General features: G+C 61.6%; 20 protein-coding genes. 15 read left to right on the top strand and 5 right to left on the bottom strand.

Annotated elements, in window-relative coordinates:
- Nucleotides 1-8: 8 nt before the first annotated feature.
- Both IFT75_RS19910 and IFT75_RS19905 read left to right on the top strand, forming a co-directional pair.
- A complete protein-coding gene (locus IFT75_RS19910; protein WP_185795372.1) occupies nt 9-1553 on the top strand; it encodes an AAA family ATPase in 1545 nt (514 codons plus the stop codon).
- A 123-nt stretch (nt 1554-1676) separates the two neighbouring features.
- A complete protein-coding gene (locus tag IFT75_RS19905) occupies nt 1677-1949 on the top strand; it encodes a TfoX/Sxy family protein (RefSeq protein WP_185795373.1) in 273 nt (90 codons plus the stop codon).
- 214 nt (nt 1950-2163) lie between these two features.
- On the opposite strand, the gene sfsA is transcribed toward IFT75_RS19905, so the two are convergent.
- Both sfsA and IFT75_RS19895 read right to left on the bottom strand, forming a co-directional pair.
- Nucleotides 2164-2877, bottom strand: a complete 714-nt coding sequence (gene sfsA / locus IFT75_RS19900) for a DNA/RNA nuclease SfsA (protein WP_122480166.1) — start codon at nt 2875-2877, stop codon at nt 2164-2166.
- Nucleotides 2874-4049, bottom strand: a complete 1176-nt coding sequence (locus IFT75_RS19895) for a pyridoxal phosphate-dependent aminotransferase (protein WP_192056410.1) — start codon at nt 4047-4049, stop codon at nt 2874-2876. The genes sfsA and IFT75_RS19895 overlap by 4 nt, the downstream gene beginning before the upstream one ends.
- 244 nt (nt 4050-4293) lie before the next feature.
- On the opposite strand from IFT75_RS19895, the gene dksA reads away from it, so the two are divergent.
- The 13 genes from dksA (at nt 4294) to IFT75_RS19830 (ending at nt 21121) form a co-directional block, all read left to right on the top strand.
- Nucleotides 4294-4737: an RNA polymerase-binding protein DksA gene (gene dksA, locus IFT75_RS19890; protein WP_122480168.1), complete on the top strand. Its 444-nt coding sequence runs from the start codon at nt 4294-4296 to the stop codon at nt 4735-4737.
- Between the two features lie 64 nt (nt 4738-4801).
- Nucleotides 4802-5689 carry a tRNA glutamyl-Q(34) synthetase GluQRS gene (gluQRS, locus tag IFT75_RS19885; RefSeq protein WP_185795376.1) on the top strand — a complete coding sequence of 296 codons (888 nt, stop codon included), beginning with the start codon at nt 4802-4804 and terminating at the stop codon, nt 5687-5689.
- Between the two features lie 92 nt (nt 5690-5781).
- Nucleotides 5782-5958, top strand: coding sequence for a hypothetical protein (locus IFT75_RS19880; RefSeq protein ID WP_003250005.1), 177 nt, complete (start codon nt 5782-5784; stop codon nt 5956-5958).
- Complete coding sequence (locus IFT75_RS19875) at nt 5942-8896, top strand: sensor histidine kinase (RefSeq protein ID WP_163007662.1); 2955 nt, start codon at nt 5942-5944, stop codon at nt 8894-8896. The genes IFT75_RS19880 and IFT75_RS19875 overlap by 17 nt, the downstream gene beginning before the upstream one ends.
- A 22-nt stretch (nt 8897-8918) precedes the next feature.
- Nucleotides 8919-10352 carry a sigma-54-dependent transcriptional regulator gene (locus tag IFT75_RS19870; RefSeq protein ID WP_192056408.1) on the top strand — a complete coding sequence of 478 codons (1434 nt, stop codon included), beginning with the start codon at nt 8919-8921 and terminating at the stop codon, nt 10350-10352.
- A gap of 707 nt (nt 10353-11059) precedes the next feature.
- Complete coding sequence (locus IFT75_RS19865; protein ID WP_163007663.1) at nt 11060-12439, top strand: polynucleotide adenylyltransferase PcnB; 1380 nt, start codon at nt 11060-11062, stop codon at nt 12437-12439.
- A gap of 2 nt (nt 12440-12441) precedes the next feature.
- Nucleotides 12442-12918, top strand: a complete 477-nt coding sequence (gene folK / locus IFT75_RS19860) for a 2-amino-4-hydroxy-6-hydroxymethyldihydropteridine diphosphokinase (protein WP_122480172.1) — start codon at nt 12442-12444, stop codon at nt 12916-12918.
- A gap of 200 nt (nt 12919-13118) precedes the next feature.
- Nucleotides 13119-13919 (top strand): 3-methyl-2-oxobutanoate hydroxymethyltransferase, encoded by an 801-nt coding sequence (panB, locus tag IFT75_RS19855; protein ID WP_192056406.1) that lies wholly within the window; start codon nt 13119-13121, stop codon nt 13917-13919.
- Entirely contained in the window at nt 13916-14785 is an 870-nt protein-coding gene (gene panC, locus IFT75_RS19850) for a pantoate--beta-alanine ligase (protein ID WP_122480174.1), read from the top strand. Before panB ends, panC begins: the two co-directional genes overlap by 4 nt.
- 219 nt (nt 14786-15004) lie before the next feature.
- Entirely contained in the window at nt 15005-16669 is a 1665-nt protein-coding gene (pgi, locus tag IFT75_RS19845; RefSeq protein WP_122480175.1) for a glucose-6-phosphate isomerase, read from the top strand.
- A 110-nt stretch (nt 16670-16779) separates the two neighbouring features.
- Nucleotides 16780-17796, top strand: a complete 1017-nt coding sequence (locus IFT75_RS19840) for a class I SAM-dependent rRNA methyltransferase (RefSeq protein WP_192056404.1) — start codon at nt 16780-16782, stop codon at nt 17794-17796.
- 113 nt (nt 17797-17909) lie between these two features.
- A complete protein-coding gene (locus IFT75_RS19835) occupies nt 17910-20819 on the top strand; it encodes a DUF748 domain-containing protein (RefSeq protein WP_192056402.1) in 2910 nt (969 codons plus the stop codon).
- Nucleotides 20816-21121 carry a DUF2845 domain-containing protein gene (locus IFT75_RS19830; protein ID WP_122480178.1) on the top strand — a complete coding sequence of 102 codons (306 nt, stop codon included), beginning with the start codon at nt 20816-20818 and terminating at the stop codon, nt 21119-21121. The genes IFT75_RS19835 and IFT75_RS19830 overlap by 4 nt, the downstream gene beginning before the upstream one ends.
- 98 nt (nt 21122-21219) lie before the next feature.
- Here the strand turns inward: IFT75_RS19830 and IFT75_RS19825 are convergent, their stop codons facing one another.
- From IFT75_RS19825 to rpsO, 3 genes are all read right to left on the bottom strand, one after another.
- Complete coding sequence (locus IFT75_RS19825) at nt 21220-21570, bottom strand: BON domain-containing protein (RefSeq protein ID WP_185795384.1); 351 nt, start codon at nt 21568-21570, stop codon at nt 21220-21222.
- A gap of 320 nt (nt 21571-21890) precedes the next feature.
- Entirely contained in the window at nt 21891-23996 is a 2106-nt protein-coding gene (gene pnp / locus IFT75_RS19820) for a polyribonucleotide nucleotidyltransferase (RefSeq protein ID WP_122480180.1), read from the bottom strand.
- A gap of 251 nt (nt 23997-24247) precedes the next feature.
- Nucleotides 24248-24517, bottom strand: a complete 270-nt coding sequence (gene rpsO / locus IFT75_RS19815) for a 30S ribosomal protein S15 (protein ID WP_043190760.1) — start codon at nt 24515-24517, stop codon at nt 24248-24250.
- Nucleotides 24518-24595 lie beyond the last annotated feature (78 nt).

The raw sequence follows: 24595 nt of genomic DNA, 5'->3' as shown, positions 1-24595 counted from the left end.
GATCGCCTGTGAGCCAGACCCTGATCGCCGCCCTGCAAAACCCGGCCCTGTACCCGCATCCGGTAGAAGGGTTCCAGGTCATCGAGACGCATATCTCCTGGGTGATACTGACCGGGCCTTACGCTTACAAGATCAAGAAACCGATGAATTTCGGCTTTCTGGACTTCACCGAACTGTCCGCCCGCTCCCACTTCTGCGCCGAGGAGCTGCGACTGAACCAGCGCCTGACCACCGACCTGTATCTGCAGGTTCTGCCGATCACCGGCAGCGCGCAAACGCCTCGACTAGGCGGCGAAGGCGCCCCCATCGAGTATGCCTTGCAGATGCGCCAATTCGAAGGCGGCAACCTGCTGAGCACCCTGCAGGCCAATGGTGAGCTGACCCAGGAGCACGTGGATTCGCTGGCGCGGCAGATTGCCGATTTCCACCGGGCCGCGCCAGTGGTGCCGGAGGCGCACGAGGCCGGCACGCCGAAGGCGGCAATGGCCCCCGTCGAGCAGAACTTCGAACAGATTCGCCCGTTCCTTACCGAAAAGGATGATCTGGCCCAGCTGGATGCCTTGCAAGCCTGGGCCCAAAGCAGCTACGTGCGCCTGGAGCCGCTGCTGGCGCTGCGCAAGCAGGAAGGGTTCATCCGCGAGTGCCATGGCGACATACACCTGGGCAACGCCACCGTCATTGATGGCGAAGTGGTGATCTTCGACTGCATCGAGTTCAACGAGCCTTTCCGTTTCACCGATGTGTATGCCGATATCGCCTTCCTCGCCATGGACCTCGAAGACCGCGGGCTGAAAAGCCTGGCGCGGCGCTTCGTCAGCCAGTATCTGGAGCTGACCGGGGATTACCAAGGGCTGGAGCTGCTCAACTTCTACAAGGCCTACCGCGCATTGGTACGGGCCAAGGTGGCCCTGTTCAGCATGTCGCCCGACGCCAGTGGAGTGCAGCGTGCAACGACGCTGCGCCAGTACCGCAATTACGCGAACCTGGCGGAAAGCTACAGCGCCATTCCTTCGCGCTTTCTGGCCGTTACCAGCGGTGTGTCGGCCGTAGGCAAGAGCCACGTCGCGCTGCGCCTGGTCGAAGCGCTGGGTGCCATCCGCCTGCGCTCGGACGTGGAGCGCAAACGCCTGTTCGGTGCCCAGACCGCCGAAACGGGCCTGTATGACGCCAGCACCAGCGAAGCGACCTACCTGCACTTGCACGCATTGGCCGAGCACGTGCTGCGCGCCGGCCTGCCGGTGGTGATCGACGCGACCTATCTCAAGGCTGACCAACGGGCGGCAGCAGCTCGAATCGCCGAATCCACCGGAGTGCCGTTCCTGATCCTAGACTGCAACGCGCCCGCAGCCGTGATATCCAGCTGGCTGCAGCAGCGCCAGGCACAGGCCGACGATCCTTCGGATGCTACCCAGGCAGTGATCGACGCTCAGCAGGCCGGCCGCGAGCCGTTGAGCGAAGCCGAGCTGCTGCAGACTCGCCACGTGGAAACCAACGAAAGCGGCAGCCTGGACAAGCTGGTCAAGCAGATCCGGCAACGCCTGCCAGGGCTGTAACATACAGCCAGACCCGGAAGGCAGATCGGCCATTCGGCAGGCCGCTCTGCCACCGCTACACTGCCAGATTGGCAACTGCTTCATCGCCCCCCGCTCATTCCTTGGCCGAGGCCAGGAGGTTTGATGACCGATGAACTTCTGGCCCTGAAGAATCTGGGCAAGACATCCGCACAGTGGCTGCATGCCGTCGGCATCCACAGTGCTTCCGACCTGCGCCGGGCAGGTGCCGTGCAGGCGTACTGCGCGGTGAAGCAGCGCGGCTTCCGCGCCTCGAAAGTGCTTCTCTATGCCATCGAAGGGGCGTTGCGCAATGTGCATTGGAGTGAGCTGTCGTGCGAACGGAAAAACAGTCTCAATAGCCAGGTCGAAGCCCTGTCGCCCCCTCGCAGGCTCTAGACCGAGGGTCCGCAGGCGGATGAAATAATTGCACGTAGCGCTTGACTCTTAAATGAGAATCGTTATGATTATCACATCCAGTCGCGAGACTGGTGATCTCTGGAAGGCCCTTGGTTCGGACTTTCAGATGTCTCCTCATCAGGCTAATCACGGTTATTGACCCGGCACTTTGCCGGGTCTTTTTTTGCCTCGACTTTTGCAGCACCTCGCCCACTCAGCCTTGCAGGATCACCGGCAAGCGATGGTCGATGACAATCTCGTGCGTATCCAGATGCACCCCATAAGCCAGTACTTCAACACCAGCCTCCACTGCCTGGCGCAATGCCAATGCGTAGCCTGCGTCTATCTCGGTGGCGGGGCGTACAGCATCCACACCGTCGAGGTTGACGCAGTACAACTGCACGGCCCGCACTCCGCTGCGCGCCAGTACGGCCAGCTCGCGCAAGTGCTTCGCGCCGCGCTGGGTGACAGCGTCGGGAAACGCTGCAATGCGACTGCCGGCAAAGCCCAGGGTCACACTCTTTACTTCGACCCATGCAGACGCGCCGGGATAGTCCAGCCTGAAGTCGATACGGCTGCGCTCCTGGCCATAGGGTACTTCGCGCTTGAGCGCAACGAAGCCGGCAAGCTCCGGTATGCGACCTGCGTGCAATGCCTCCTCGACCAAGGCGTTGGCCCGCGCGGTATTGATGCATGCCAGCCGACCTTGCGGTGTTTCGCTGATCTCCCACGTGCCGGGAAGCTTGCGCTTGGGGTCGCTGGAGCGGGTGAACCACACGCGGCCACCGGGCATCATGCAGTTGAGCATCGAGCCGGTGTTGGGGCAGTGAATGGTCATCCGCTCACCGCTTTCAAGTTCGATGTCGGCCAGAAACCGCTTGTAGCGCTGGATCAGGCGCCCCTGCTCCAGGGCCGGCGAAAAAATCATCGCGCCCGCCAGCTCTGCAGGCCACGGGTAATGCGCGCCACAGCCTGCTCCAACCTGGGAAGGCTTTGGGTATAGGCGAAGCGCACATGGTGGCTGGCCTTGTAGCGGCCGAAATCCAGGCCGGGCGTGAAAGCAACGTGCTCGGTTTCCAGGAAATGCTGGCAGAACGCGAAGGCATCGTCGCTGAATGCACTGATATCGGCATACAGGTAGAACGCACCCTCAGGCTCGACCGCAATCGCAAAGCCCAAGGCACGCAAGGCGGGCAGCAGATAGTCACGGCGGTGACCGAAGGCTTCGCGGCGTTGCTCGAAGATCTCCAGCGTGGCCGGTTCGAAGCAGGCCAATGCTGCATGTTGCGCCATGCTCGGCGCACTGATGTACAGATTTTGCGCCAGTTTTTCCAGCTCAGGAATGGCTTGGGGCGGCGCGACCAGCCAGCCAAGTCGCCATCCGGTCATTCCGAAATACTTGGAAAAACTATTCAGGACGAATGCGTCGTCATCCACTTCAAGTACGCTGGCGGCCGTCGTGCCATAGGTCAAGCCGTGGTAGATCTCGTCGACCACCAGATGCCCCTGGCGCGACTTGACGGCCTGGCTCAATGCGCTCAATTCGTCCTTGTTCAACAGTGTGCCGGTAGGGTTGGCAGGCGATGCCACCAAGGCGCCGACGCTGTGCTCGTCCCAGTGCTGCTCCACCAGTTGGGCGTTGAGTTGGTAGCGCTGTTCGGGGCCCACCGGCACCAGATGCGCGGCGCCCTCGACCAGGCGCAGAAAGTGCCTATTGCACGGGTAGCCGGGGTCTGCCAGGAGCCAGTGCTTGCCCGGATCGACCAGCAGGCTGGCGGCCAGCAGCAAGGCTCCCGAGCCGCCCGGGGTGATCATGATGCGCTGCGGGTCGATGTCCAGGCCGTAGCGCTGCTGATAGAAACCGGCGATCGCCTCGCGCAGCGCCGGCAGGCCTCGCGCTGCGGTGTAGCGGGTATGGCCAGCTGCCAATGCGGCCTGCCCGGCGGCAACGATGGGGGCCGCCGTGGTGAAGTCTGGTTCGCCGATTTCCAGGTGGATCACGTCGTGACCCTGGCTCTGCAGTTCATTGGCACGGGCCAACAGCGCCATCACGTGAAAAGGTTCGATGGCGCGACTGCGTGCGCTGTAGAGCGAAGCCATGGGTATTCCTTGGGACGAGGAAAAAAGCCGATTCTACCCAACCTTTGCATCGAACGTTTCGCCGAACGTGCGATCGAAACCCACCACATCGTGCCTGCGACGCAGGCGTTCCGGGCACGACAACCGGGAGTAGCGCGTGCTGGTTCGATCTGGTAAGTTCGCCGGCTTGCAGTCGCAGGGCCGGCGGGTGTCGGAGAGGGATCATCCTGCGCAATGGATTAGTAGAGCGAGAGGCGGTTGATTCATGCCCACCAATGAAAAGCAACAAAGTACTGGCAACTTTTCCGGCTTCGCTCCCTACGTTGCGACGAAGGGCGAGGAATACATGGGCGCGCCGATGCGTGCTCACTTCACCAAGATCCTGAACAAGTGGAAACAAGACTTGATGCAGGAAGTGGATCGCACCGTCGACCACATGAAGGATGAAGCCGCCAACTTTCCAGACCCGGCCGATCGGGCCAGCCAGGAAGAGGAATTCAGCCTCGAACTGCGCGCGCGCGATCGCGAGCGCAAGTTGATCAAGAAGATCGACAAGACGCTGCAGTTGATCGAAGACGAAGAGTACGGCTGGTGCGAATCCTGCGGCATCGAGATCGGCATTCGTCGTCTCGAGGCACGTCCGACCGCCGATCTGTGCATCGACTGCAAGACCTTGGCGGAAATCAAGGAAAAACAGGTCGGCAAGTGACCTGTCGACAAAGGGGCGCCACGGCGCCCTTTTGTTTCTGTATTGCCCGTAGAATCCCGCACCCATGACTACCCTTCCTTATATAGGTCGCTTTGCTCCGACCCCGAGCGGCTACCTGCATTTCGGCTCCCTGGTGGCCGCCCTGGCCTCATGGCTGGACGCGCGCGCCGCAGGTGGCCGCTGGTTGCTGCGCATGGAAGACCTGGACCCGCCCAGAGAAGTCGCCGGCGCACCGGCAGCGATCCTCAAGACCCTTGAGCGCTACGGGTTGCAGTGGGATGGCGAGGTGGTCTACCAGAGCGAGCGGCATGCGGCCTATCAACAGGTGATCGACCGCCTGTTGGCGCAGGGGCTGGCCTATGCGTGCACCTGCTCACGCAAGCAGTTGGAACCCTACCAAGGGATCTATCCCGGCACGTGCCGCAATGCCGGACATTCCACGCAGGATGCAGCCATCCGCCTGCGCGTCCCGGAACTGCGCTATCGCTTCGAGGACCGTGTCCAGGGAACGTATGCACAACATTTGGGCAGCGAGTCGGGGGATTTCGTCATTCGTCGTCGCGACGGTCTGTATGCCTATCAACTGGCGGTGGTGCTGGACGATGCGTGGCAGGGAGTGACCGACATCGTGCGCGGTGCCGACCTGCTCGATTCGACGCCGCGCCATCTGTATCTGCAGGAGCTGCTCGGGTTGCCGCAGCCGCGATACCTGCATGTTCCCTTGATCACCCAGCCAGACGGCAACAAGCTGGGCAAAAGCTACCGATCGCCGCCCCTGGATGCGGACCAGGCTGCGCCACTGCTGGTGCGTGCCCTGCGGGCGCTGGGCCAGCGGCCCGAGGCGGACCTGGCGCACGGCAGTGTGGACGATGTGTTGCGCTGGGGTGTGGAGCATTGGGACAGTGGTGCGATTCCCCCGGTGCGCACGGTGGCAGAAGCGCAGCTGGAGTAGCGATCGGCTGGTGCCCGGCTCTTCGCAGCGACACGCCGATCCGCTACCATCGCCGCACTGTTTTCGCACACTTACCCTACCCCGAGGCCAGCATGTATATCTATCGTTTGGTCCTGCTTCTGGTGGTGGGGATATACCTGTTCTCCCCCGCCATCATGGACTGGTGGATCGAGCCCACGGGCGCGTGGTATCGACCTTACCTGCTGTGGCTGATTCTGATCGTGGTGACCTTTATCCTGCAGAGCCAGCGTGATGCCGATGAGCTTTAGCCTTACCCAGATGCTGCTGGTCAGCGCCGCGTACCTGCTGGTGCTGTTCGCCGTGGCCTGGGTCAGCGAGCGCGGCATGATCGCGCGGGCGATCATCCGCCATCCGCTGACCTACACCTTGTCGCTGGGTGTCTATGCCAGCGCCTGGGCGTTCTATGGCACCGTGGGCCTGGCCTATCAATACGGCTATGGTTTCCTGGCTTGCTACCTGGGGGTTTCCGGCGCGTTCCTGCTGGCGCCGGTGTTGTTGTATCCGATACTCAAGGTCACCCGTACCTACCAATTGTCGTCGTTGGCAGACCTTTTCGCGTTTCGTTTTCGCAGCACCTGGGCCGGCGCGCTGACCACGGTGTTCATGCTGGTCGGCGTACTGCCCCTGCTCGCGTTGCAGATCCAGGCGGTGGCCGACTCCATTGGCATCATGACTCGCGAACCGGTGCAGAACCACGTTGCGTTGAGTTTTTGCGTGCTGATCACTCTGTTCACGATCTTCTTCGGCTCACGCCACATCGCCACGCGCGAGAAGCATGAAGGCCTGGTGTTTGCCATCGCCTTCGAATCCGTGATCAAACTGATCGCCCTGGGCGGTATTGGCCTGTATGCCCTGTACGGGGTGTTCGACGGCCCGCACGATCTGGAGCAATGGCTGCTGCAGAACCAGACGGCCCTCGCTTCGCTGCATGCGCCGCTGCAAGAGGGACCCTGGCGCACGCTGCTGCTGGTGTTCTTCGCCTCGGCGATCGTCATGCCGCACATGTACCACATGGTCTTCACCGAAAACCTCAATCCGCGTGCGCTGGTCAGTGCCAGTTGGGGGCTGCCGCTGTTCCTGCTGCTGATGAGCCTGGCGGTGCCGCTGATCCTGTGGGCCGGCCTGCGCCTGGGCGCGACGACCAGCCCCGAGTTCTTCACCCTGGGCATCGGTATTGCCGCCAACAGCAAGTCACTGGCGCTGCTGGCTTATGTAGGCGGACTTTCCGCGTCCTGCGGGCTGATCATCGTCACCACCCTGGCGCTGTCGGGCATGATGCTCAACCATCTGGTGTTGCCGCTGTACCAGCCGCCGGCCGAAGGCAACATCTACCGCTGGCTGAAGTGGACACGCCGGGCGCTGATCGTCGCCATCATCATGGCCGGCTATGCCTTCTACCTGCTGCTGGGCGCCAAGCAGGACCTTGCACACCTGGGGATCGTCGCCTTTGTCGCCACGCTGCAGTTTCTGCCGGGCGTGCTGTCGGTGCTGTACTGGCCCACCGCCAATCGACGCGGATTCATCGCCGGCCTGCTGGCCGGCATGGCCGTCTGGCTGGTGACCATGCTGCTGCCGCTGATCGGCAACCTGCAAGGCTTCTACATCCCGCGCCTGAACATGATCTACGTGCTCGACGATACCAGCTGGCACATGGCAGCTATCGCTTCCCTGGCTGCCAACGTATTGCTGTTCACGCTGATCTCGCTGTTCACCGCTGCCAGCAGCGAAGAAGTCAGTGCTGCCGAAGCCTGTGCAGTGGATAACGTGCGCCGCCCGCAGCGGCGCGAACTGCATGCCGCGTCCCCCCAGGAGTTCGCCACGCAACTGGCCAAACCGTTGGGCGCCAAGGCCGCCCAGCGCGAGGTGGAACAGGCCCTGCGCGACCTCTACCTGCCCTTCGACGAGCGCAGGCCCTACGCATTGCGGCGCCTACGGGACCGGATCGAAGCCAATCTGTCCGGGCTGATGGGCCCCAGCGTGGCGCAGGACATGGTGGAAACGTTCCTGCCCTATAAGTCAGGCAGCGAGAACTATGTCACCGAGGACATCCATTTCATCGAAAGCCGGCTGGAAGACTATCACTCGCGCCTGACCGGCCTTGCCGCCGAGCTCGATGCCTTGCGCCGCTATCATCGACAGACCCTGCAGGAGCTGCCCATGGGCGTTTGCTCGCTGGCCAAGGACCAGGAGATCCTGATGTGGAACAAGGCCATGGAAGACCTGACCGGCGTGCCCGCGCAGCATGTGGTCGGCTCGCGCCTGGTAACCATCAGCCAGCCATGGCGCAGCCTGCTGATCGACTTCATCAACGTGCCCGACGAGCACCTGCACAAGCAACGCCTGGCCCTGGATGGGCAGACACGCTGGCTGAACCTGCACAAGGCCGCCATCGACGAGCCGCTCGCGCCCGGCAACAGCGGGCTGGTGGTGTTGGTCGAGGACCTGACCGAAACGCAGATGCTCGAAGACAAGCTGGTGCACTCCGAGCGGCTGGCGAGCATCGGCCGACTGGCGGCCGGGGTTGCCCACGAGATCGGCAACCCGATCACCGGCATCGCCTGCCTGGCGCAGAACCTGCGCGAGGAGCGCGAGGAAGACAGCGAGATCACCGAACTGAGCAGCCAGATTCTCGAGCAGACCAAGCGCGTGTCGCGCATCGTCCAGTCGCTGATGAGCTTTGCCCATGCCGGCGGCCACCAGCACAGTGACGAGCCGGTCAACCTGGCTCAGGTAGCGCAGGATGCCATCGGCCTGTTGGCGCTGAACAGGCGCAACTTCGAGATCCAGTTCTACAACCTGTGCGATCCGGAGCACTGGGCCGTGGGTGATCCACAACGCCTGGCCCAAGTGCTGATCAACCTGTTGTCCAACGCCCGGGATGCCTCTGTGGCCGGAGGCGCGGTGCGGGTCAAGACCGAAGCGTGCGAACACACCGTCGACCTCATCGTCGAGGACGAAGGCAGCGGTATTCCCAAGAACATCATGGATCGGTTATTCGAACCGTTCTTCACTACCAAGGACCCGGGCGAAGGAACCGGACTGGGGCTCGCTCTGGTCTATTCCATCGTTGAAGAGCATTATGGACAGATCACCATCGACAGCCCGGCCGATCCCCTGAGCCAGCGCGGTACCCGAATTCGGGTGACATTGCCGCGTCATGTCGAAGCGACGTCCGCTGTGAACTGAGACCGTCGAGAGAATTGAATCAATGCCGCATATTTTGATCGTCGAAGACGAAACCATCATTCGATCTGCCCTGCGTCGCCTGCTCGAACGCAACCAGTATCAGGTCAGTGAGGCCGGCTCCGTGCAGGAAGCGCAGGAGCGGTTCAGCATCGCATCGTTCGACCTGATCATCAGCGACCTGCGCCTGCCGGGTGCACCGGGCACCGAATTGATCAAGCTGGGCGAGGGCACCCCGGTGCTCATCATGACCAGCTATGCCAGCCTGCGCTCGGCAGTGGACTCGATGAAAATGGGCGCGGTCGACTATATCGCCAAGCCCTTCGACCACGATGAAATGCTCCAGGCCGCCGCACGTATCCTGCGCGATCGTCACAACGCACCCGCGGCAGCGGTGGAGCGCCCGGCGAACAAGGCCGGTGCGGAAAAACCCGCCGCGCAGAATGCCAATGGCGATATCGGTATCATTGGTTCCTGCCCGCCCATGCAGGACCTCTACAGCAAGATCCGCAAGGTCGCCCCGACCGATTCCAACGTACTGATCCAGGGTGAGTCCGGCACCGGCAAGGAGCTGGTGGCGCGGGCACTGCACAACCTGTCCCGGCGCGCGAAGGCACCGATGATCTCGGTGAACTGTGCGGCGATCCCGGAAACCCTGATCGAATCCGAACTGTTCGGTCACGAGAAAGGTGCCTTCACCGGCGCCAGCGCCGGGCGCGCCGGGCTGGTCGAGGCTGCCGATGGCGGAACGCTGTTTCTCGACGAGATCGGCGAGTTGCCTCTCGAGGCCCAGGCGCGCTTGCTCAGGGTTCTGCAGGAAGGCGAGATTCGCCGCGTAGGCTCGGTGCAGTCGCAGAAAGTCGACGTTCGCCTGATTGCCGCAACCCACCGGGACCTGAAAAGCCTGGCCAAGCTGGGACAGTTCCGCGAAGACCTCTACTACCGGCTGCACGTGATTGCCTTGAAGTTGCCCCCCCTGCGCGAGCGCGGCGCCGATGTCGGCGAAATTGCCAAGGCGTTCCTGATTCGCCAGAGCTCACGGATCGGGCGGACCGACCTGCGCTTTGCCGCCGATGCCGAACAGGCCATCCGCCAGTATTCCTGGCCCGGCAATGTGCGGGAACTGGAGAACGCCGTCGAGCGCTCGGTGATCCTGACCGAGAGCACCGAGATATCGGCCGAACTGCTGGGCATCGACATCGAACTCGCCGACCTGCAGGACACCGATGACTTCGTCGGCCTGCCATCTCAGCAGAACGGGGCGAACAACACGGCCCACGATCCTACCGAAGATCTTTCCCTGGAAGACTATTTCCAGCACTTCGTCCTGGAGCATCAAGACCACATGACCGAGACCGAATTGGCGCGCAAATTGGGCGTCAGTCGCAAGTGCCTGTGGGAGCGTCGTCAGCGCCTGGGTATTCCTCGGCGCAAGTCGAGCGTGGCCAGCGAAAGCTGATACGTTTCAGCTCTAGCCCGCGGGTTTGCGCGGGTTGACGGGTAGCCGTGACAAACTGTTACCCTAGGCCTGCGACGTAACAAGACACGGTTCCATCGGTAACGAATACAGGGTCAATTTCAGCCCTCGATCACCGCCCTCCTCCTCGCAAAGCCCCGTTCTTGAGGGGTTTGCAAAAGTTGGCATGGGACCTGCTATATCTCTGGTACAAGAACAACAACAAGCAAGCAAACTCATAACAAGAACAAGACGAATCGACTCACGCATAACAAGAACAACACGGCGGAGGCGCAGCTAACTGATTCTTTTGGAGAGGCGTTGTTTTTGGGGAAACCCGCAGCCAGGCAGAGAACTACAACAACTGCTTTGAAGCAGATGCCAGAACTGGTTGGATCACATTGATCATCACAGCACAGCGACCAAAGCAATCCGTTTGCTCTTGCTCCCGAATAGGGAGACACCCCCGAACCCAGGTTCGGTGGGCAGGGCACTCAACAAAAACAAAAAGCCCGACAAAAAACAAAAACAGAGCATGCAACTACTTCTTGGGGAGCTTCGGCTCCCCTTGTAGTTTCCGGCTTTTGTCCTGCCGCTTGTGCCGACCGGCGCAGCCTCCTACACCATCCCTCGACTAAATGCTAGAATCCCCGCCCATCATGCGGTCGTTCTTCGTATATGGCCGAAAATCCCTTCAAACAGTGCATCCCATGCTGAAGAAGCTGTTCAAGTCTTTGAATACTCCCGCGCGTCATCCGCAGCACCGGCGTACCACGCCCGAAGTGCTCAATGCTGGCCAACACTCGCTGCAGCGCAGCCAGTTCAGCCGCCACGCCGTGGGCATCGTCGAACGCCTGCAGACTGCTGGCTACCAGGCCTATCTTGTAGGCGGTTGCGTACGTGACCTCATGCTGGGCATCGTGCCCAAGGATTTCGACGTCGCTACCAGCGCCACGCCCGAACAGGTACGTGCCGAGTTTCGCAATGCGCGAGTGATTGGCCGACGCTTCAAGCTCGTGCACATCCATTTCGGCCGCGAGATCATCGAGGTCGCGACGTTCCGCGCCAATCACCCGGAAGAAGACGACGAACAGGACGTGCATCGCTCCTCGAGCAGCGAGAGCGGACGCATCCTGCGCGACAACGTCTACGGCACCCTGGAAGACGACGCCCAGCGCCGCGACCTGACCATCAATGCCCTGTACTACGATCCGGTCAGCGAACGCATCCTGGACTACGCCAATGGCGTACACGACGTGCGCAACCGTCTGATTCGCCTGATCGGTGATCCGACTCAGCGCTATCAGGAAGATCCGGTGCGCATGCTGCGGGCCGTACGCTTTGCCGCCAAGCTGGATTTCGGCATCGAGAAGCACACGGCTGCGCCGATTCGCGAGCTGGCGCCGATGCTGCGCGAGATACCGTCGGCACGCCTGTTCGAGGAAGTGCTCAAGCTGTTCCTGTCCGGCCATGCCGCCGACACGTTCGAGATGCTGGTCGACCTTCACCTGTTCGATTCGCTGTTTCCGGCGACCACGCAGGCGCTGGAAGACACGCCGACCTACACCCATACGTTGATCAGCGAGGCGCTGCGCAACACTGACCTGCGCATCAAACAGGGCAAGCCAGTGACGCCGGCCTTTCTGTTCGCCGCCCTGCTCTGGCCGGCGTTGCCGGCACGCGTACTGCGCCTGCAGAGCCGTGGCATGCCACCGATCCCGGCAATGCAGGAGGCGGCCCATGAGCTGGTTGCCGAGCAATGTCAGCGTGTCGCCATTCCCAAGCGCTTCACCATCCCTATTCGCGAGATCTGGGACATGCAGGAGCGCCTGCCGCGCCGCAGCGGCAAGCGTGCCGACCTGTTGCTCGACAATCCGCGCTTCCGCGCCGGCTACGACTTCCTGCTGCTTCGCGAAAAAGCCGGCGAAGAGACCGAAGGCCTGGGTGAGTGGTGGACCGACTATCAGGACTGCAACGACAGTCAGCGCCGCGAGATGATCGCGGACCTGGGCGGCAAGGATGAATCAGGTGCGCCACGCAAGCGTCGCCGCACCGGCACCAAGCGCAAGCGCGCCGAGGGCGACGAATAAGCATGGTGCGCGTGCACATCGGGCTGGGCAGCAATCTGGACAGCCCGCAACGGCAACTGCATGAGGCCCTGCAGGCCTTGGCCGCACTGCCGGACACCACGCTGGCAGCGGTTTCTTCGTTCTACACCAGCGATTCACTGCTGCCCGGCCAGCCCCGCTACAGCAATGCCGTAGCAGCCCTGGACACCGGGCTGGCGCCGCTGCCGCTGCTCGATGCGCTGCAGGCGATCGAGAACGAGCAGGGCCGCGAGCGTGCCGAGCGCTGGGGGCCGCGCACCCTGGACCTGGATATCATCACCTATGCCGACCGGGTGATCGACGAGCCTCGCTTGCAAGTGCCGCACTACCACCTTCAAGCCCGTGCATTCGTGCTGTATCCGCTGGCCGAAGTGGTTGACGAGGGCTTCATGCTGGCGGACGGCCGCAGCCTGCGCGAGCTGCTGGCTGCCTGCCCATTTGCAGGGCTGGAGAGGCTGTAGCGCAGGCAGGCCTCTTCGCAGGCTCTGTTCGCGTAGAAGCCGTCAACCCAATTGACTTCCCCGGTCGTGCTCACGACTATAGGCGGCCCGTTGCACCCCCGAGGTGCCAAACGGCGCGAAACCAACCTTTATGAGTGGGTTTCCAAACATCACGACAGATGATGTTGTGTCGACACAGCGCCAGCCCGAGGATACTTTTCATGCCCGAACTCACCCTGACCGCCCTGCAGAGCCTCAAGCTCAAGGGCGAAAAGATCACCATGCTGACCTGCTACGACGCGACGTTCGCCCACGCCGCCTGCGCGGCCGGCGTCGAAGTATTGTTGGTGGGGGATTCGCTGGGCATGGTGCTGCAGGGGCATGACAGTACCTTGCCGGTGACCGTGGCGGACATGGCCTACCATGTCGGCTGTGTGAAACGTGGCAATCAGGGGGCCTTCATCGTTGCCGACCTGCCGTTCATGGCTTATTCCACCTGCGAGCAAACCCTGGCCAACAGTGCACTGTTGATGCAGGCCGGGGCGCACATGGTCAAGCTCGAAGGCGCCGCCTGGCTCGCCGAATCGGTGCGCCTGCTGGCCGAGCGCGGTATTCCAGCCTGCGTCCACCTGGGGCTGACCCCGCAATCGGTGAACCTGCTGGGCGGCTACAAGGTGCAAGGGCGCCAGGACATCCAGGCACGCCAGATGCGTGCCGACGCCATCGCCTTGGAGCAGGCCGGAGCGGCCATGCTGCTGCTCGAATGCGTGCCCGTCGAGTTGGCTGCCGATATTGCCCAGGCAGTGAAAGTGCCGGTGATCGGCATTGGCGCCGGCAGTGCGGTCGACGGCCAGGTGCTGGTTCTGCACGACATGCTCGGGCTCTCCCTGAGCGGCCGCGTGCCGCGGTTCGTGAAAAACTTCATGGCCGGGCAGAGCGATATTCAAGGCGCACTGCGCGCCTACGTAGCCGCCGTCAAGGCGGTGGATTTCCCCGCACCTGAACATGGATTCGCCTCATGAACACCGTCAAGACCGTACGAGAACTGCGCGCCGCCGTGGCCCGTGCCCGTGGCGAAGGCAAGCGTATCGGCCTGGTGCCGACCATGGGCAACCTGCACAGCGGTCATGCCGCGCTGGTCGCCAAGGCTACCCAGCGTGTCGATTTCGTCGTGGCGAGTATCTTCGTCAACCCGTTGCAATTCGGCGCCGGCGAAGACCTGGACAAGTACCCGCGCACCCTGGCGGCCGATCAGGAACGGCTGGTGCAGGCGGGCTGCAGCCTGCTGTTCGCACCATCGGCAGCGGAAATGTACCCCGATGGCATGGCCGGGCAGACCCGAGTGAGCGTTCCGCAATTGTCAGAGGGCTTGTGCGGCAGCAGTCGTCCAGGCCATTTCGAAGGTGTGGCGACGGTGGTCAGCAAGCTGTTCAACATGGTCCAGCCGGACCTTGCCGTGTTTGGGCAGAAGGACTACCAGCAACTGGCCGTGATTCGCGCGCTGGTACGCGACCTCAATATGCCCATCCAGATCATCGGCGAGCCGACCGTGCGTGCCGAAGACGGCCTGGCGCTGTCTTCGCGCAATGGGTATCTGAGCCAGGAGCAGCGTGCCCAGGCACCTCTGCTGTATCAGGTGCTCAGCCAGGTCGCGGCGCAGATAAGCCAGGGCCGTCGCGATTACCCGCTGCTGCTGGACCATGCCAAGCAGGTCATTGCCCAAGCCGGCTTCGCTCCTGAATACCTGGAAATCCGGCATGCGGTGACCCTGCGTCCGGCCACCGCCGAAGACCGCGACCTGGTGATTCTGCTCGCGGCGAATCTGGGTACCACACGACTGATCGACAACCTGCACCTGGACCTCGATCACGACACTCAACACAGCTGAACCGCGACAGCCGGAAAGTCCCTCGCGCATCGTTCACTAGGCGCAGACAGAACGCGCGCGGCGGTTTAAGGTGGTGCAGCGTCCGAACCGTGCATTGGCAGCCGATCAGCGGCCCGCAACCACCCTGGCCGCCTGCTGGATCTTTCGATGCAGCAGGCACGCAACCGGCCGAGCGTTCCAATGTCCAAAGGCAGTTCAAGAAAAAGGAAATTTGCAGCGATGGCGTACTACCGAACCCCGCATGACGTGACCACCCTGCCCGCTTGGCAGGCGCTAACCCAGCACCGCGCTGCCATGCAAGACTTCAGCATGCGCGATGCCTTCAATGCCGACCCTCAGCGCTTCGAGCATTTCTCCCTGAGCGCCTGCGGGCTGTTCCTCGACTATTCGAAAAACCTGATCGACACGCAGACCCGCGATCTGCTGGTGCAACTGGCCAACGAAGTGGACCTGCAAGGCGCGATCAAGGCGATGTTTGCCGGCGAACTGCTGAACGCTTCCGAAGGCCGTCCGGCGTTGCACACCGCATTGCGCCGCCCGGTGGGCGACAAGCTCAATGTCAACGGTGTCAACGTGATGCCAGACGTGCACAAGGTGCTCAACCAGATCACCGAGCTGGTCACGCGCATCCATGACGGCCTGTGGCGTGGCTACACCGAGAAGCCGATCACCGACGTGGTGAACATCGGTATCGGTGGCTCCTTCCTCGGCCCGGAACTGGTGTCCGAAGCTTTGCTGCCGTATGCCCAGAAAGGCGTGCGCTGCCACTACCTGGCCAACATCGATGGCAGCGAATTCCACGAGCTGTCGGCCAAGCTGCGTGCCGAGACCACTCTGTTCATCGTTTCCTCGAAATCGTTCAGCACTCTGGAAACGCTGAAGAACGCCCAGGCTGCGCGTGGCTGGTACCTGGCCCAGGGCGGTTCGGAAGCCGAGCTTTACCGCCACTTCATCGCGGTGTCGAGCAACAATGCCGCAGCCGTCGAATTCGGGATCCGCGAAGAAAACATCTTCCCGATGTGGGACTGGGTCGGCGGGCGTTATTCGCTGTGGTCGGCCATCGGCTTGCCGATTGCCATGTCGATCGGCATGGCCAACTTCAAGGAGCTGCTGTCGGGCGCCTACACCATGGACCAGCACTTCCAATCGGCGCCGTTCGAACAGAACATGCCGGTGCTGCTGGCCTTGCTGGGGGTCTGGTACGGCAATTTCTGGGATGCCAAGAGCCACGCGATCCTGCCGTACGACCATTATTTGCGCAACATCACCAAACACCTGCAGCAGTTGGACATGGAGTCCAACGGCAAGAGCGTGCGCCAGGACGGCACGCCGGTGAACATCGATACCGGCCCGGTGATCTGGGGTGGCGTCGGCTGCAACGGCCAGCATGCCTATCACCAGTTGCTGCACCAAGGCACCCACATGATCCCGGCCGACTTCATCGTCCCGGTGGTGAGTTTCAATCCGGTCGCCGATCATCACCAGTGGCTGTTCGCCAACTGCCTGTCGCAGAGCCAGGCGCTGATGCTGGGCAAGAGCCGCAGCGAGTCCGAAGCCGAACTGCGCGAGCGCGGCATGGCCGAAGACGAGGTGCAGAAGCTGGCCCCGCACAAGGTCATTCCCGGCAACCGTCCGAGCAACACCTTGGTGGTCGAGCGCATCAGCCCGCGTCGCCTCGGCGCCCTGGTAGCCATGTATGAGCACAAGGTGTTCGTGCAGAGCGTGCTGTGGGGAATCAATGCTTTCGATCAGTGGGGCGTGGAACTGGGCAAGGAGCTGGGCAAGGGTGTCTACCAGCGCCTGATCGGTGAAAACGAATCGCTGGCCGAAGATGCCTCTACCCAGGGCCTGATCAACTATTTCCGCGGTCGTCATCGCGGCTGACCCTGAATATCCCGCGGCGCTGCAAGCCAGCGTCGCGGTGGTTCGATACCCCGTTGCACCGGGCAATTGATGTAGAATTGCCTCCCTTCTTTTTGCGTCAGGCTCCGTGCATGTCCGCTTTGATCCAGGCGCTGCGCGCCGCCCTCGACGTCCGCTCCTCGCTGCTCGAACAACTGCATGAACAGGGCACTGATTGCTATCGCCTGTTCCATGGCAGCCAGGAAGGCGCCGGTGGCTTGACCGTCGACCGCTACGGTCCGCAATTGCTCATCCAAAGCTTCCATCAGACGCTGACACGCGAAGATCTGCTGGCCCTGCACGGCGCCGTCGAGCAACACCTGCAGACGCCGCTGCTGCTGGTGTACAACGACCGTTCGCGGGGTAACTCGCGGATCGATCGGGAAGACACGGTGTATCGTGCCGAAGACGCGGCGCTGGCCGACATGATCGGACACGAATGGGGCTTGAATTATCGCGTGCGCGGACGGCATCCCGGGCAGGACCCGTTGCTGTTTCTCGACCTGCGCAACGCGCGCGGCTGGGTCAAGCGACACAGTGCTGGCAAAAGCGTATTGAACCTGTTCGCCTACACCTGCGGCGTGGGCCTGAGCGCAGCAGCAGGCGGCGCCCGCGAGGTGTGCAACCTGGATTTTGCCGAAGGCAACCTGGCAGTCGGCGCCGAGAACGGTGCACTGAACCCCGACCTTGCGCCCATGCAATTCATCCAGTCGGATTACTTTCCCGCCATCCGCCAACTGGCGGGCTTGCCCATCACCCCGCGTCGCGGGCAGAAGCTGCCAGCCTACCCGCGCCTGCAACAACGCCAGTACGATCTGGTCTTTCTGGACCCGCCCGCCTGGGCAAAGAGTGCGTTCGGTACGGTCGATCTGCTGCGCGACTACCAGAGTCTGCTCAAGCCCGCGATCCTGGCCACGGCCGACAGCGGTGTACTGGTCTGCTGTAACAATTTGGCTAAGGTCAGCCTCGACGACTGGCGTGATCAAGTGTTGCGCTGCGCCGAGAAAGCCGGGCGGCCGGTGCGTGAATGCTCGGTAATGGGCCCGGCGGCCGATTTTCCTTCCAGCGACGGCCAGCCGCCGTTGAAGACGCTGATCCTGAATTTCTAGTTTTCCTACAGCAACTGGTGAAAATTCCATGACTTACGCGGCCTGAGTCATAGGAACCGCATTGACGTGCCATACTCCAAGCACCTCCGATCACGTCAGATGGCCTCTTTTCCATGTCCAAAGGATTGAAACGCACCGCCGCCACGCTTGTGGCGCTGGTAGCGCTGTACGCTCTGCTCGGCTTCCTGATCCTGCCCGGCATCGCCCTGCGGGTTGCCAATCAGCAGCTGGCAGACTATTCCACTGTTCCTGCTCAGCTGCAGCGCCTGGAATTCAATCCGTTCAGCCTCGAGCTGACCCTGTGGGGGCTGAAGATCGGTGAACCCGGCCCGGAGCAGATCGGTTTCGAGCGGTTGTACGCCAATCTGCAATTGGACAGCCTGTGGACCGGCGCGCTGCATCTGGTTGCGGTGGAGCTGGAAAAGCCCCGCACCGAAGTGCTGTTCGACAAGACCGGCAAGCTCAACTTGAGCGGCTTGTTCAAGCTTCCCGCCAGCGACCCTGCTGCGCAGGACGCACCGTCCGAACCTTTCGCGTTGCGCATCGGCAGTATCAAACTGGTTGACGGCTATCTGCATTTCAAGGACTTGCGCCCAAGCCAGCCGATCGAGTTTCTCTACGACTCGATGAATCTGGAGCTGCAGAACCTCAGCACGCTACCGGACGATCATGCCGACATGACGCTGGTAGCCAACAGCCCCCAAGGCGGGCGTATCGACTGGCGCGGACGTATTGGCCTGAGCCCGGTGTCTTCCCAAGGCTCACTGAAGGTGACCGATGCGCAGATGAGCGTCTGGTGGCCGTACGTGCGTGACAGCGTGCCTTTGGCCCTGGAGAAGGGCGTGTTCACCCTCAGTGCCGAGTACAACCTGAACCTGGCCAAGCAGACCGAACTCACCTTGGACAAGGTGGCCCTCACCGTTGCGCCCTTCGCGATCGCCGCTCCCGATGGCCGTCCCTTGGTACGGCTCGAACGCCTTGAGGTCAGCGATACATCGGTGGATCTGGTCAAGCAGTTGGTCAGGGTTGGTCAGATACGCAGTCACGGCCTGGAAACCTGGGCCGCCCGCGAGGCGGATGGACAGCTCGACTGGCAAAAGCTGTTCGCCAGCCCGACGACGGCGCAGGTGCAGGCACAGACGCCGGCCGCCAGCAAGACGGCAGCCGCGTCAGCCAAGCCTTGGCAGGTGTTGCTCAAGGATGTGCAGTTGCGTGACTACCGGGTGCATCTGGCGGACCGTGTGCCGACCGACAACGTGGCGGTGGAGCTCGGGCCCCTCAACCTGGATCTGCGTGATTTCGACAGCCTCAACGGCGCTCCCTTCACCCTCAAGCTGGACACCGGGCTGGGCAAGCAAGGTCACTTGCAGGCCAGCGGCGAGGTCAGCCTGGCCCCGGTTGGCGCACGCCTGAAGGTCAGCACCCAGGACATCGACCTGCGTGTCGCGCAGGCCTACATCAGCCCGCTGATTCGCCTGGAACTGCGCAGCGGCATGCTCGACAGCGATCTCGCTGTGCAACTGAACAGCACTGAACCGCTGGCGATGACGGTGTCCGGCCGCGTCGAAATCGATCAGCTGCACACGCTCGATACGCTCAAGGAGCGCGATTTCGTCAAATGGCAGCACCTGACTCTCGACGGTCTCGACTACCGCCACGGCGATCGCCTGCAGATCGAGCGGGTGCAGCTGCAACAGCCCTACGCGCGCTTCATGATCAACGAGGACCGTACCACCAATATCGACGACCTGCTGATTCCGCAACCGCCGCAGCCCGCCAACTCGGTCAACTCGGGGAAACCCGCAGGTGCCGAAAAACCTCTCGGTATTCGCATCGGCTCCGTGGACATCGACAATGGCTCGGCCAACTTTGCCGACTTCAGCCTCACCCCGAACTTTGCCACGGCCGTTCAGCAACTCAACGGGCGCATAGGTACGATCGACAACCGTCAGGCCAAGCCGGCACGCATCGACATCCAGGGCAAGGTCGACCGCTATGCGCCGGTGACCATCGCCGGTGCGCTGAATCCGTTCGACCCGATGGCCAGCCTGGACATCACGACCAGCTTCAAACGCGTGGAGCTGACCACCCTGACGCCCTATTCGGGCAAGTTCGCCGGCTATCGCATCCGCAAGGGCCGTCTGAACCTCGACTTGCACTACCTGATCACCAAAGGCCAGCTCAAGGCAGAGAACAAGCTGCTGGTGGAACAGCTGCAACTGGGCGACAAGGTCGACAGCCCGGATGCGGTCGATCTGCCGCTGCGCCTGGCCATCGCGCTGCTCAAGGATTCCCAAGGCAGAATCGCCATCGAACTGCCGGTGAGCGGCGATCTGAACAGCCCGCAGTTCAGCGTCATGCCGATCGTCTGGCAGACCCTGCGCAACCTGATGGTTCGTGCCGCTCAGGCGCCGTTCAAGTTCATTGGTGGACTGGTCAGTGGCGGCGGCTCGGAAGACCTGAGCACCGTGTCGTTCCGCCCAGGTTCGGACGAATTGAGCGCAGAGGCCCAGGCGGCCCTGGTGAAGCTGGCGGCGGCCTTGAAGGAGCGCCCGACCCTGCGCCTGGAAATCGAAGGTACCAGCGCCCAGGCCAGCGACGGCCCGCTCATTGCGCAGCAACGCCTGGAGCGCGAATACCAAAGCACCTACTATAAAATGGCCCAGCGCCGTGGCGACAAAGTCCCCGCCACCGCAGCCGAGATGCAAGTGCCTGACGACGACAAGCCGGCAATGCTCGAAGCCATCTACCGTACCCGGCTCAAAGGTCAGCCACCGGTGGAATGGCAACAGCTGGAAAGCAAGGTTCGCACCGACAAGCTACGTGAAGCGGTGCTCAAGTCCTGGGCTTCGAACAATGCATTGCTGCGTCAGCTGGGGCAGGCCCGTGCAGGCAGCATCAAGGACTTTCTGGTCGACAAGGGCCAGTTGGCGGACGAGCGCGTGTACTTCATCGATGCAGCCCTGGGCCAGGCCGAAAAAGATGGGCGCATCATCACCCCCCTGCATCTGGATGCCGAATGAACAAATTGACTTGGATGACCTGCGTGCCATTGCTGCTGGCACTGTGCAATACAGCCAGCGCTGCCTCGACGATGCGCTGTGGCAACACCCTGGTGTCGCTGAACGATCGCACGGTTCAGGTAGAGCAGAAGTGTGGTGCGCCTGCCAGCAAGGCGCAGACAGGCTACGAACGCTCGGGGCCGATCAATCGACGCGTCGAACTGCCGATAGAAGAGTGGGTGTATGGACCTTCCAATGGCATGAGCCAATACCTGAAGTTCGTCGGCAGCAAACTGGTGCAGATCGAAAGCAGCCGCAACTAACGCATTATTCGAGCGCATGAACAACGCCCATAAAAAAAGCCCGGGCGCATGGCGCCGGGGCTCTCAGTGGCCACATCCCTGTGGCCTTCGCATGAAACTTACTCGGCTTTCAGGCCATCGGCGGAGACAGCTTTCACGCCCTTGATGGCCTTGGTGATACGTACGGCAGTAGCCTTCTGAGCGTCGGTCACAGCAACGGTCGACGACAGGGAAACCACACCTTTGTTGGTTTCGACCTTGATGTCGGTGCCTGGGATGCCTTTTTCGGTAACCAGATCGGATTTGACCTTGGTGGTGATCCAAGTGTCAGAGGTTGCTTCTTTGGCTTCAGTCACGTTACTAGCAGCAACAACCATTGGAGCCTGGGTGGACTGTTGAGCGAAAGCAGCGTTGGCCATGGTCAAGGTCAGCGCGGTAGCAGCAGCGGCAGCAATAGCGAACTTCTTCATACGAGTCACTCCTGTTTTTTGAAAGGTCTGCAGACGTTTAATGTCTTGGCTGCAGGTGACAAGTATATTGCAGACCTCATGCCAACCCACCAACACAGATAAAGTCCTTTATTATCAATCAGTTAAGATTCTTGCAAAAAAAGCCATTCGTGCAACTTGCACGTCTGCAGGTAATTTTGCGTGCAAGTTGCAAGTTCGCAAAAGTTCCCTGGCGTTTCTGAACGCCTTGAATGGGCACTTTGAACAAACCCCAGGCTACTGAGCAAACTCTAGTCGAAAAAAAAGAGCCCCGAAGGACTCTTTTTTTCAAGCCGGCGAGGTTAGGCGCCCGAAGCCTTTGCAGCAGCAACGTCCTTGATGGACAGCTTGATACGGCCGCGGTTGTCCACGTCCAGTACCAGTACTTCCACTTCTTCGCCTTCCTTGAGGATGTCGGTCACTTTCTCGACGCGCGCATCGCTGAGCATCGAAATGTGAACCAGACCGTCCTTGCCAGGCAGGATGTTGACGAAGGCACCGAAGTCAACGATGCGCTCGACCTTGCCCACGTAGATCTTGCCGATCTCGGCTTCTGCGGTGATACCCAGAACGCGCTGACGTGCTGCTTCAGCCGCTTCCTTGGATTCGCCGAAGATCTTGATCGAGCCGTCGTCTTCGATGTCGATCGAAGCCTTGGTTTCCTCGCAGATGGCGCGGATGGTGGCGCCACCCTTGCCGATCACGTCGCGGATCTTGTCGGTGTCGATCTTCATCGCGATCATGGTCGGCGCGTTTTCCGACAGCTCGGTACGCGAAGTGCCGATGATCTGGTTCATCTGACCGAGGATGTTCAGGCGCGCTTCCAGCGCCTGGCCCAGGGCGATTTCCATGATCTCTTCGGTGATACCGTTGATCTTGATGTCCATCTGCAGCGCGGTAACACCCTTGGCGGTACCGGCTACCTTGAAGTCCATGTCGCCGAGGTGGTCTTCGTCACCGAGGATGTCGGTGAGGATGGCGAACTTGTCGCCTTCCTTGACCAGGCCCATGGCGATACCGGCAACCGGCGCCTTCATCGGCACACCGGCGTCCATCAGTGCCAGGGAAGCACCGCAGACCGACGCCATGGAGCTGGAACCGTTGGACTCGGTGATTTCCGATACCACGCGGATGGTGTACGGGAACACGTCGGCGGCTGGCAGCATGGCCTGTACCGAACGACGGGCCAGACGGCCGTGGCCGATTTCACGACGACCCGCGCCGCCCATGCGACCACACTCGCCCACCGAGAACGGAGGGAAGTTGTAGTGCAGCATGAAGGGGTCTTTCTTCTCGCCTTCCAGGGTGTCCAGCAACTGAGCGTCGCGGGCAGTGCCCAGAGTCGCCACGACCAGCGCCTGGGTTTCACCGCGGGTGAACAGGGCCGAACCGTGGGTTTTCGGCAGAACACCGACTTCGATGTTCAGCGGGCGCACGGTCTTGGTGTCGCGACCGTCGATACGCGGCTTGCCGTTGACGATGTTTTCACGAACGGTGCGGTATTCGATCTCGCCGAAGATTTCCTTCACTTCGGCTGCGGTCGGCTTGCCTTCTTCGCCGGAGAACTTGGCGATCACCTGGTCACGCAACTCGCCCAGCTTGGCGTAGCGATCGGCCTTGACGGTGATGGTGTAGGCCTGGGAAACGGCATCGCCGAATTCGCCACGGATCGCGCCCAGCAGCTCGGTGTTCCAGGCTTTCGGGGTCCAGCTCCAGGTAGGCTTGGCGGCTTCTGCAGCCAGCTCGCCGACGGCCTTGATGACCGACTGGAACTCATCGTGGGCAAACAGCACGGCGCCCAACATCTGGTCTTCGGTCAGCTCTTTGGCTTCGGATTCAACCATCAGCACGGCGTCTTTGGTACCGGCCACGACCATGTCCAGGCTCGAAGCCTGCTGCTGCTCGTAGGTCGGGTTCAGCAGGTAGCCAGTGCTCTCGTGGAAGGCCACACGCGCAGCGCCGATCGGGCCGTCGAACGGAATGCCGGAAATAGCCAGGGCCGCCGAGGTACCGATCATCGCAGCGATGTCCGGATCGGTTTTCTTGCTGGTGGAAACGACGGTGCAGACGACCTGCACTTCGTTCATGAAGCCTTCGGGGAACAGCGGACGGATCGGGCGATCGATCAAACGCGAGGTCAGGGTTTCTTTCTCGGAAGGACGGCCTTCACGCTTGAAGAAACCACCGGGAATCTTGCCGGCAGCGTAGGTCTTTTCCTGGTAGTGCACGGACAGCGGGAAAAAGCCTTTGCCTGGATCGGCTTGCTTGGCACCTACCACGGTCACCAGTACGGTCACGTCGTTATCGACGGTGACCAGCACGGCGCCGGAGGCTTGACGGGCAATACGGCCCGTTTCGAGGGTTACGGTCGATTGACCGAATTGAAACGTCTTGATTACCGGGTTCACGGTTTCCTACCTTCTGTTGGCTCTTGGGGGAACTGGTTTCTTGCGAAATTCTTGGGCAGAGCGGGGAATCGGCCCCGTTGACCGTCCAGATACAACTTGAGGCTGGAAACCTGCCCGCCCCCGCGGAAAACCCGCTGGGGTACGACAGACAACCAACCTCAGGATTGCGCGTGGCGCCCTCGCAGGCCCGGGCTTGAGCCCAGGCCTGCGAACATGGCAAACCACGCTTGTCACCGCGTGTCGAGCCGCTATTAGCGACGCAGACCCAGACGACCGATCAGGGCGCTGTAACGGGTGACGTCCTTGCCCTTCAGGTAATCCAGCAGCTTGCGGCGCTGGTTGACCATACGGATCAGGCCACGACGCGAGTGGTGGTCCTTGCCGTTGGCCTTGAAGTGACCCTGCAGCTTGTTGATGTTGTGCGTCAGCAGTGCAACCTGCACTTCTGGCGAACCGGTATCACCAACGGCTTGCTGGTAGTCGGCAACGATTTGAGCTTTGTCTTCAACGCTAAGAGCCATGAGGCATCTCCACTATCAAGGGCACTGCATGCAGTGTCCAACAGGCCAGGGCAAAACCCTGTTTTCATGAGAAGAGGC

Source organism: Pseudomonas sp. CFBP 8758 (assembly GCF_014841725.1).
Classification (GTDB): domain Bacteria; phylum Pseudomonadota; class Gammaproteobacteria; order Pseudomonadales; family Pseudomonadaceae; genus Aquipseudomonas; species Aquipseudomonas baltica.
The sequence above is the reverse complement of the archived record's forward strand: the minus strand, read 5'-3'. Positions and strand labels throughout refer to the sequence as shown.

Bases quoted from the DNA above. Each gene is read 5' to 3' on its own strand.
- dksA (WP_122480168.1), top strand. From the start codon at position 4,294: ATGCCCACCAATGAAAAGCAACAAAGTACTGGCAACTTTTCCGGCTTC.
- IFT75_RS19895 (WP_192056410.1), bottom strand. From the start codon at position 4,049: ATGGCTTCGCTCTACAGCGCACGCAGTCGCGCCATCGAACCTTTTCAC.
- panB (WP_192056406.1), top strand. From the start codon at position 13,119: ATGCCCGAACTCACCCTGACCGCCCTGCAGAGCCTCAAGCTCAAGGGC.
- IFT75_RS19835 (WP_192056402.1), top strand. From the start codon at position 17,910: ATGTCCAAAGGATTGAAACGCACCGCCGCCACGCTTGTGGCGCTGGTA.
- IFT75_RS19905 (WP_185795373.1), top strand. From the start codon at position 1,677: ATGACCGATGAACTTCTGGCCCTGAAGAATCTGGGCAAGACATCCGCA.
- IFT75_RS19875 (WP_163007662.1), top strand. From the start codon at position 5,942: ATGCCGATGAGCTTTAGCCTTACCCAGATGCTGCTGGTCAGCGCCGCG.
- IFT75_RS19880 (WP_003250005.1), top strand. From the start codon at position 5,782: ATGTATATCTATCGTTTGGTCCTGCTTCTGGTGGTGGGGATATACCTG.
- IFT75_RS19830 (WP_122480178.1), top strand. From the start codon at position 20,816: ATGAACAAATTGACTTGGATGACCTGCGTGCCATTGCTGCTGGCACTG.
- IFT75_RS19840 (WP_192056404.1), top strand. From the start codon at position 16,780: ATGTCCGCTTTGATCCAGGCGCTGCGCGCCGCCCTCGACGTCCGCTCC.
- IFT75_RS19825 (WP_185795384.1), bottom strand. From the start codon at position 21,570: ATGAAGAAGTTCGCTATTGCTGCCGCTGCTGCTACCGCGCTGACCTTG.
- panC (WP_122480174.1), top strand. From the start codon at position 13,916: ATGAACACCGTCAAGACCGTACGAGAACTGCGCGCCGCCGTGGCCCGT.
- pgi (WP_122480175.1), top strand. From the start codon at position 15,005: ATGGCGTACTACCGAACCCCGCATGACGTGACCACCCTGCCCGCTTGG.
- folK (WP_122480172.1), top strand. From the start codon at position 12,442: ATGGTGCGCGTGCACATCGGGCTGGGCAGCAATCTGGACAGCCCGCAA.
- rpsO (WP_043190760.1), bottom strand. From the start codon at position 24,517: ATGGCTCTTAGCGTTGAAGACAAAGCTCAAATCGTTGCCGACTACCAG.
- gluQRS (WP_185795376.1), top strand. From the start codon at position 4,802: ATGACTACCCTTCCTTATATAGGTCGCTTTGCTCCGACCCCGAGCGGC.
- IFT75_RS19865 (WP_163007663.1), top strand. From the start codon at position 11,060: ATGCTGAAGAAGCTGTTCAAGTCTTTGAATACTCCCGCGCGTCATCCG.
- sfsA (WP_122480166.1), bottom strand. From the start codon at position 2,877: ATGATTTTTTCGCCGGCCCTGGAGCAGGGGCGCCTGATCCAGCGCTAC.
- IFT75_RS19870 (WP_192056408.1), top strand. From the start codon at position 8,919: ATGCCGCATATTTTGATCGTCGAAGACGAAACCATCATTCGATCTGCC.